This window comes from Alienimonas chondri, assembly GCF_013036045.1.
Taxonomy (GTDB): domain Bacteria; phylum Planctomycetota; class Planctomycetia; order Planctomycetales; family Planctomycetaceae; genus Alienimonas; species Alienimonas chondri.
On the sequence record NZ_WTPX01000180.1, the window covers coordinates 1 to 8,548 of the forward strand.

Below are 8,548 nucleotides of genomic sequence, written 5' to 3' on the forward strand. Positions count from 1 at the left end.
TCGGCCGTCTGACTCGGCGGGAGGACGGCCGCGGGGGGCGCCGGGCGCTCGCCCCGCGTGGATCCCCCGAGCGCCGCCGCGGGGAGGCGGAGCAGGAATTTCGCTCCCTCGCCCCTGCGGCTGCGGGCGGTCAAGGAACCGCCGAGCCGCTCCGCAAGCCGACGGGACACCGACAGCCCCAACCCCGTCCCGCCATGTCGCCGGGTCACGCTGGCGTCGGCCTGCTCGAACGGACAGAAGAGCCGCTCCAAATCCTCCTCCGCGATGCCGCAGCCGGTGTCTTCCACGGCGAACTCCAGCTCGCCCGCGGTTTCGTCATAGCTCACCCGCAAGCGGACCTCGCCTTGGAAAGTGAACTTCACCGCGTTCGTCAGCAGGTTCGACAGCATTTGCCGCAGGCGGGTCGGATCGGCCATCACGGTCCGCGGCACGTCCGGGGCGATCTCGGAGCAGATCGCGATCCCCTTCCCGGCCGCCGACGGGGCCTGTTCGGCGATCAGTTCGCTGGTCAGCGGGATGAGTTGCACGGGAATCCGCTCCGTGAGGAGCTTGCCGGATTCGATCTTGGCCAGATCGAGGATCTGATTGATGAGCCGCAGCAGGTGCTCGCCGTTTCGCCGGATCGTGCCGCAGTATTCCGTCAGGTCCGCGTCGCAGTCCCCCGCCCCGGCCCCGCCGTCCCGGGCGGCTCCCGCGGCGAGATCGGAGTACCCCAGGATCGCCGTCAACGGGGTACGCAGTTCGTGGCTCATATTCGCCAGGAACTCGCTTTTCGCACGATCCGAAGCCTCCGCGGCGATCTTGGCGTGTCTCAGTTTCGATTCCATGCGCACCCGCTCCGTGACGTCGACGGCCGCGCCATGGAGCAGCCGCGGATCGCCGTCCTCGCCCCGGACGACTCGTCCACGGGCGGAGACCCATCGCAGCCGATCGTCGCCGACCGGAATCCGCACGTCGGCCTGAAACGCCTCATCTTCGTCGCCGAGCCCGCCCGGGTTCCCGGAGTCGACGAGCGTTTCTTCGAGTGCGGTCCGCAGGGCGTCGCGATCGTCCGGGTGGACGGCCGCGTAGAACTGCGCCGGCTCAATCCCGGACTTCGCGGAGCCCGGCGGCAGCCCCCAGATTCGTTCCAGCCCGACGCCGACGCGAATGCGATCCTGCTTCAGATCCCAAACCCAGGTGCCGGCGTCGGCGGCGGCCTCGGCCAATTCCTTTTGCAACCGCGCCTCGGCCGCGGCGCGATCGGCTCGTGCCGCGGCGGAGGGCAGCTTCAACAACTGCGGAGCCGCCCGCAAAAGGCCGATCGCCGTGCCCACGGAGATTGCCGCCGTCGCGGCTTTCCACAGACCCGAAAGACGGTAGACCGGCTGCCAGAAGATCACCGCCTCGATCAGATGTCCGAACCCGCACATCAAGACGAACAGCGCGAAGGCGGCGGTCAGCTTGGGAAAGGGGACCGCGTCCGCGAAGCGCTGGCTCGGCGTGCCCTCCGCCTGTTTGGCCCGCCAGAGCATCATGCCCAGCAGACCGAGCGGGATCGCCAGGTAGGCGAGAAAAATCAGCCCGTCGCTGACGATATGCAGCCAGCCGAGCGGTTCGGTCCAACTCCCGCAGTACCAGCGGGGCGGAAAGTCGGCGGTGTCGAACAGCTTCCCGAAGAACGCGGCGGCGCTCTCGGTTCGCAATTCCCCGCCGTCTTCCGGGACGGCGGGGCAGGCCGGGCAGGCAGGCGGGGTCATGGACGGCGAAACCGAAGGGAAATTCACGGCCCGCGATGGCGAGCCGATCCAACGATCGGCCCGCGCTGTCGGGCGCTGTCGAACTCTCTTCGGTCGCGAACGCGAACGGCGCCCACGATCGCGGCGTCGTCCGCCCCGATCGCGGGGACGGCCCTCCGCCCTTCCGGGTTAAGCCGCTGAAGTCATGAGCGCTCTTCCTACGAAGATCTTTGACCCTCAATCCACCGCGGCGCCGTCCGGTTCGGCGATGCAGATCAATTCGTTCGAGGAGCGGAGGTAGAGCCGCCCGTCAGCCGCGGCGGGGCTGGCCCAGAACAGGCCGGGCGTTTCGTTCCGCACGACGACGTTGAGCTGGTCCGTCGGGCCGCTCGGATCGACGACGTGCGTCGTGCCGGTTTCGTCCAGCGCGTAGACCCGCCCGCCGGAGACCAGCGGCGAGGCCCAGAACGGCGCCGAGGCCGGCACGCGAACCCGCGTTTGCTGCTCGCCCGTGGCGAGATCGAGCGCGTGGGCGATCCCGCCGCGTCGCTCGAACAGGAAGACCCGCCCGCCGGCGACCGCGGGGGAGGCCATCTGGATGCCGGCTCGCTCTTCCGCCCAGCGGACGCCGTCGCGGGGGGATTCGACGGATCCCAGATCGCCGCGGGCGTCGGCTTTGATCGCGGCGAGGTAGCCGCCGCCGTCGTTCTCGCCGCCGCGATCGCGGTACTCCGTGCCGATCAGCAGCACGTCGCCGACCGGCGAGGGCGTCGCGGAACTGCGGCCCTTCGCCATATCCAACCGCCACAGTTCCTCGCCCGTCGCCGGATCGTAGCCGCGGGCGATCAATCCGCCGGCGACCACCTGGGCGCCGCCGTCGTGCTCCCAGATCGCCGGGGAGCCGTAGGAGGAGGGCTCGCCGTCCCGTTCGACGCGCCACAGTTCCTCCCCCGTCGCGGCGTCGAGCGCCCGCAGGTCGGAGGCGCCCTCGCTGTCGGTTTGCAGGAAGAGGGTCCCGTCGTGCAGCGCCGGAGAGGACGCGGTTCCCCACCCCGCCCGCATCGGCCGAGCTTCGATCTCCTTCGCCCACACCGGTTCGCCCTCCAGCGTGAAGGCGTACAGCCCGGTCATGCCGAACAGGGCGTAGAGGCGATCGCCGTCGGCGACGGGGGTCTCGGTGGCGTAGGTGTTGGTGCGATGGCGCTCCAGCGGCGGCGGGCCGGTGCGGGCGACGCGGGTCCAGAGGGTCTCGCCGGTCTCGGCGTTCAGACAACGCACCTCGTAGCGATAGGTCGCTCCGCTGGGACCGTCGTAGCTGCCGCCGCCGCGTTCCTGTCCCAACGGCGGGGCGTCGGTCTCGCCCACCGGCACGGCCGCGGTGAGGAACAACCGGTCGCCGACGAGGATCGGCTGGCTCCACCCCTCGCCGGGCACGTCGACCCGCCAACGGACGTTCTTGCCTGTGGCCCCGTCCCACTCGGTCGGCAACGCCGGGCCGGGGACGACGCCGTTCCCCTCCGGCCCGCGGAATTGCGGCCAGTCGCCGGCGTTTGCGGATGCGAACAGCCCGCCGAACAGGATCGCGGCGAAGGACCAGAGGGTGGAACGAGGCATCGGCGGCGGTCGACGTGGGGTAACGAACTCACGAAAAGCCTATCGCCCCGCCTCGGGATGCGTAGACCCCGCCCGCCGGTGGACAGCCGAGGAGAGGGCCGCTCACACTGCCCCGTCCCTTCCGCCGTCCCGCCCTCCGTCCTCCTTCCGACCGTCGCCTCGCCATGCTCCGATCCGTTCGCTTCACGCTCGCCCTGCTGACGGGGCTGTGCCTCGGCCCGACGTTCGCCGTCGCCGACGGCCCCGCGGTCCCGCCGGCGGGGTGGACGCAGGGCCGACTGCTGATCGACGGCGCCCGCATCAATTACTACCGCACCGGGGGCGGCAAGCCGCCGCTGCTGCTGTTGCACGGGTTCTCCGACGACGGGCTGTGCTGGACGGAGGTCGCCTCGAAGCTGCAGGCGGACTTCGACGTGATCATGACCGACGCCCGCGGCCACGGCCTGTCCGATCCGCCGATGGAGGGCGATCAGATGGCCGTGCAGACGACGGACATCGGCGCCGTCATTAAGCAGTTGGAATTGAAGAACCCAATCGTGATGGGCCATTCGATGGGCAGCGCCTCCGCGGCGATGTTCGCCGCGGCTTCCCCGGACGTCCCGCGGGCCGTCGTGCTGGTCGACCCGCGCCTCGCTCCCCGCACCGGCGGCGGGGACGCCGGCGGGGCGAACCCGGATCGCGAGGCCCGGCAGCAGCGGGAGATGGCCCGCACCCTCGGCCGCAACAACACGCCCTACGAAGATCTCCTCGCCCAATGCGTTAAGAACTCCCCCGGCTGGTCGCGGACGGAGTGCGAGTACTGGGCGCGTTCCAAACAGCTGTATCACCCGCGCCTGGCACTGCGTGATGACGGCGTCCGCCCCTCGATGGGCGACCTGTTCCCGCAGATCACAGCGCCCACGCTGATCCTCAAGGCCGACGACGACGACGACGAACGGGCGGCGAACCAGGCCGTCGCCGATCGCCTGCCCGCCGGCACGCTGGTCCACATTCCGAACGCCGGCCACAGCGTGCACCGGGACGAGTTGGAGCGGACGCTGACGGCGCTGCGGGCGTTCCTCGACGGGTTGCAGGACTGACCGGCGGGGGCGGGCGGCACCGGGTATCGTGCGTCGGCGCCCGCGACCGCTTCCCCCGCAGACCGTCCGTCCGACCCCGACCCGCCTGTTTCGATGTCCGTCCCCCAGCCGTCCCGTCGCGCCGTCCTGCTTGGCGGCGCCGCCCTCGCCGCCGCGGGAGCGACCGGCGCCCGCCGTGTCTCCCCCCTCGCAGCAGCCGGGGAGGAACCGGCGTCGCCGGGGCGTCGGGCGAACCCGATCGCGGTCTCGACCTACTCCTATTGGCGGTTCCGGGAGGACAGCAAGCTGGCGATCACGGACTGCATCGATCTCGCCGCCGACGCCGGGTTCGACGCCGTCGAGGTGCTGCATATTCAAATGCAGGACACCTCCAACGCGGCTCTGCAAACGATCAAACAGCGGGCCTTTCGGCATGGCCTGAGCCTGTGCGGGCTCTCGACGCACCAATCGTTTCTCAGCCCGGACCCGGCGATTCGTCAGCAGAACGTCGACCACACGATCGCCTGCATCGAACTCGCCTATGCGATGGGCATCCCCACGATGCGGGTCAACACCGGCCGCTGGGGCACGTCGAAGTCCTTCGATGATCTCATGGCCAATAAAGGCATCGAGCCGCGGCTGGAGGGTTATACGGACGACGAGGGCTTCGCCTGGGTGCAGGAGGGCTTGGAAAAGTGTCTGCCGACCGCGGAGAAATGCGGCGTCGTCCTGGGCCTGGAGAACCATTGGGGGCTCGGCCGCACCGCCGCCGGCGTGCTGCGGTGCTTGAAGGCGGTCGATTCCCCGTGGCTCAAAGCGACGTTGGACACCGGCAATTTCCTGGAGGATCAATACGCTCAATATCAAGCCCTCGCCCCGGAGGCGGTCTTCGTGCAGGCGAAGACGTATTACGGCGGCGGCACCTGGTATACGTTGGAGATCGACTACGACCGCGTCGCCAAAATCCTGCGAGACGTCGATTATCGCGGTTATATCTCCTTGGAGTTCGAAGGCGGCGAGGCCCACGCCACCGCGATCCCCAAGAGCCTCGCGATGCTCCGCAACGCCTTCGCGGCCTGAAGCGAGCGAGCGACCGCTCAGACGAGGTCCGACCTCGCGCCGTCCTCCCGGTTCGGCGGAGGCGACGGCGGGGCGTTCGACATCCTCCAATAGCGGACGAGGGGAATGCAGATCCCGTACCCGAAAAAGAACGGCGCCACGCCCAGCACCGGCGGCAGGGTGAAGTTCGCGCTCGACCCGAGAAACAGCCCGACGGCCCCGAGCAGCATCAGCCCCCCGCCGAGCAAAATCGCGAACGCCGCGCAGACCTTCTCAAACGTGGACATCGGCACGAACTGGTGCATGCGGTCTCTCCGACGACGCTCAAACCCGACGGCCCCCGCCACCGTCATCCTGTCCGAAACCCCGCCCCCTGACCACCCGCCGACAGGTGTGTGCCATGCTCTCACGACGGCGTGCCGCGAAGCGAAGCGCCGGCGGGTGAGCATGCGAGCGACGCGCGACCGGCTCGCCGAGGTCGCAAACAACTTGCCCATGCTCATGCCGCGTCGCCCGGGTCCTGCCCCGGCAGCGCCCAGACCCAGTAGGCGCCGGCGGCCCGGGCCGCCGGATCGGAGGCGTCCCCCCGCGGCCCGTGGAACCGATGCTTCGCCAACCCGAGATCCCGGCGGGCGAGCTTCAGCGTGCTCCGCCCGATCCCCGCGGCCAGCCCGTCCCGCATCGCGTCCGACGCCCGCTTCGGCCCGTCCGCCAGATAGGCCCGAATCCACGCCGTCGCCCGCTCCCGCTGGCTTTTCGCCGGTCCCGGCGTCGCTCGGCGGACGGCGCCGTACCGCACGGTCCCGCCGGTGATCTTGAAGGGCATCACCCCGGCCCGCTTCGCCAGATTCGCCTTCCCCGGCCGCAGCACGCTGCCGGCCGGGTCGGCGGGGTCCTCGGAGACCAGCAGCACGCTGCGGGCGACCGCGGCCTGGGCGATGCTCCCCAGCGGCCCCAGCACCGCCGGCCCGCCGCGCTCTTTGCGGAGATGCAGAACCGCGACGACGGCCACGTCCGTCTCCGCGGCCAGCGCCGCCAGCGGGTCGAGGATCGCCCGCGTCGCCCGTTCGTGATTCCGGTTCCCCGTCGCCGTGAACGCCGCCAGCGGATCGACCACCACCAGCCCCACCGGCCGCCCGTCCGCCGCCTGCCGATCTAACCGCGCCCGCAGCCGCGGCAGATCCGCGGCGAGGTCGTACCCCCGGCGGACCTCGTTCGTGCCGTCCTGCCTTACCCCGCGGGTCGGCGTCGTCACCTGCCCGGCGAGCGTAATGCGGCTCACGTCCGCCCCCAGCGCCTCCAACCGCGGCCGCACCGTATCCGCCGGATCGTCCTCCCCGCAGAACAGGATCACGCCTTGCGGCGAAGCCTCAACCTCCAAGGAATCCAGAACCAAACCGCCGTCGCCGCCCCCGTCTTGGTTCTTGATTTCTTGGTCCTTGGAGCTTTCCGTCCGATAGGCCGGAAACCCTCGCCCCGCGCTCACCCGGGCCGCCCAGTCGAGCGTCAAAAACGACTTCCCCGTCCCCGGATCGCCGGCCAGCACGGTGAGTTTTCCCGTCGGCAGCAGCCCCGGCCAGAGCCACCGCACCGGCCGCGGCGCCACGTCCGCCAGCTCCGTCCAGGCCCCCGGGGCGAACGGATCGGGCGGCGTCTCCGGCGCCCCGCGTTTCCAGGGCGGCCCGTCCCCCTCCGGCCACTCCGCCTGCGGCAGCAACGCATCGAGCGTCGCCCAATCAATCCCGTTCCGATTGTGCGTCTCCCGCCTCCCCGACCTCCCCATCACGTCCTCCGAACGAATCAAAACGAACCGCCCGCATGGTGACGCCCGTCCAGTACGGGATAAAGACGAATCGCCCCGAACTCCGACGGCCCCCGCCAAATGTTTGAGAACCCCGCGAACGCGATTTTCCGGCGTTTTAGAGCGGCCTCGGGAAAAATCACGACGCCGTGTGCCACTGGCGTCTCGCCAGTGCGGACGCGGGGGACGCTCCTCGGACACCAACCCACTTCCGTCGTGACGCTCGACGTCACACCCTCGCCGCCGGGTTGCCCCCGCCCGTACTGGACCGCCACGCTACCCGCGTGCCGCGCCGCAAGTCGCTCCGCGTGTGCCACTGGCGTTTCGCCAGTGCGGGAGCGGGAGAAATCGTCCGAACGCCCAGCGTCTCCCGCCGTGGGGCACGACGCGAGCCGTCCATCCAAGGTTGCCGGACTTGCCCGTTCGCCGTCACGCTACTCGCGTGCCGCACCGCAAGTCGCTCCGCCGCCGCCATGAGCCGGGCCACCTGCACGAATTGACCTTCTCGACCTACCGGCAGATTCCGCTGCTTACCAACGACTGCTGGCGGACGTATTTCTGCGAGGCGCTCACCGCCGCGCTGCCGAACGCTCGGTGCGGACTGATCGCATGGGTGCTGATGCCCGAGCACGTCCACCTGCTCGTCCTGCCGGGCTGGAACGACGACGCCGCGGGGTCAGGCGACGATGACGTGCCGCGGCGGCTGTCCCGCCTGTTGGCGGCGACGAAGCGGCCGACCTCGGTGCGGGTGAAGGCGGACCTCAAATCCTCCCCGGCCGGCGGACGATTGCTGGCCCGGCTAACGGTGCGGGAGCGGCCGGGCAAGACCGCGTTCCGGTTCTGGCAGGAAGGAGCCGGATACGACCGGAACCTTCTCACGCCGTCGGCCGTCGCGGCAGCCATCGACTACATCCACGCCAACCCGGTCCGACGCGGGCTGGTCGAGCGATCGACGGATTGGCTGTGGTCCAGCGCCCGACAGTTCGCGGGCGACGGGAACCTCGCGGACGCCCGACATCCCCCGCTCACCCGCCTGCCTCCGGAGTTCTGGAGTGAGTGAAGGCGTGCAGAACGAGGGGTGCGTGCCACTGGCGTCTCGCCAGTGAGCGCGACGCCGCCCCACGGCTCGGCGTCGACTCAGCTTGTCCACGTCACCCAGCACTGGCGAGACGCCAGTGAGAGTGTGGGAAGCCGGGGCTCTCGGAGGGAAACTGGGGATGTCTGACGTCCTTCGTCTCCCTTCGAAAGCCCCGACCCGTGGACCACGAACTGAAGTCTCACGCTCTGAAGTTTATCGC

At 70.0% G+C, this 8,548-nt stretch carries 7 protein-coding genes; 3 read left to right on the plus strand and 4 right to left on the minus strand.

Features of this window, described 5'->3' with window-relative positions; all coding sequences use genetic code 11:
* A partial coding sequence (locus LzC2_RS18775) for a sensor histidine kinase (protein WP_171189566.1) occupies positions 1–1,739 on the minus strand: 1,739 nt, incomplete at its 3' end.
* A 216-nt stretch (positions 1,740–1,955) separates the two neighbouring features.
* A complete protein-coding gene (locus LzC2_RS18780) occupies positions 1,956–3,332 on the minus strand; it encodes a PQQ-binding-like beta-propeller repeat protein (RefSeq protein WP_171189567.1) in 1,377 nt (458 codons plus the stop codon).
* Between the two features lie 164 nt (positions 3,333–3,496).
* Here LzC2_RS18780 and LzC2_RS18785 point away from each other — a divergent pair, with 164 nt between their 5' ends.
* Together LzC2_RS18785 and LzC2_RS18790 are read left to right on the plus strand one after the other, a co-directional pair.
* Complete coding sequence (locus LzC2_RS18785; protein ID WP_171189568.1) at positions 3,497–4,411, plus strand: alpha/beta fold hydrolase; 915 nt, start codon at positions 3,497–3,499, stop codon at positions 4,409–4,411.
* A gap of 93 nt (positions 4,412–4,504) precedes the next feature.
* Positions 4,505–5,470 (plus strand): sugar phosphate isomerase/epimerase family protein, encoded by a 966-nt coding sequence (locus LzC2_RS18790; RefSeq protein ID WP_171189569.1) that lies wholly within the window; start codon positions 4,505–4,507, stop codon positions 5,468–5,470.
* A gap of 17 nt (positions 5,471–5,487) precedes the next feature.
* Here the strand turns inward: LzC2_RS18790 and LzC2_RS18795 are convergent, their stop codons facing one another.
* Both LzC2_RS18795 and LzC2_RS18800 read right to left on the minus strand, forming a co-directional pair.
* Complete coding sequence (locus LzC2_RS18795; protein WP_171189570.1) at positions 5,488–5,754, minus strand: hypothetical protein; 267 nt, start codon at positions 5,752–5,754, stop codon at positions 5,488–5,490.
* A 194-nt stretch (positions 5,755–5,948) separates the two neighbouring features.
* Positions 5,949–7,232, minus strand: coding sequence for an AAA family ATPase (locus LzC2_RS18800; protein ID WP_206678796.1), 1,284 nt, complete (start codon positions 7,230–7,232; stop codon positions 5,949–5,951).
* Between the two features lie 460 nt (positions 7,233–7,692).
* Here LzC2_RS18800 and LzC2_RS18805 point away from each other — a divergent pair, with 460 nt between their 5' ends.
* Complete coding sequence (locus tag LzC2_RS18805) at positions 7,693–8,310, plus strand: transposase (RefSeq protein WP_171189572.1); 618 nt, start codon at positions 7,693–7,695, stop codon at positions 8,308–8,310.
* The last annotated feature ends 238 nt before the right edge of the window (positions 8,311–8,548 follow it).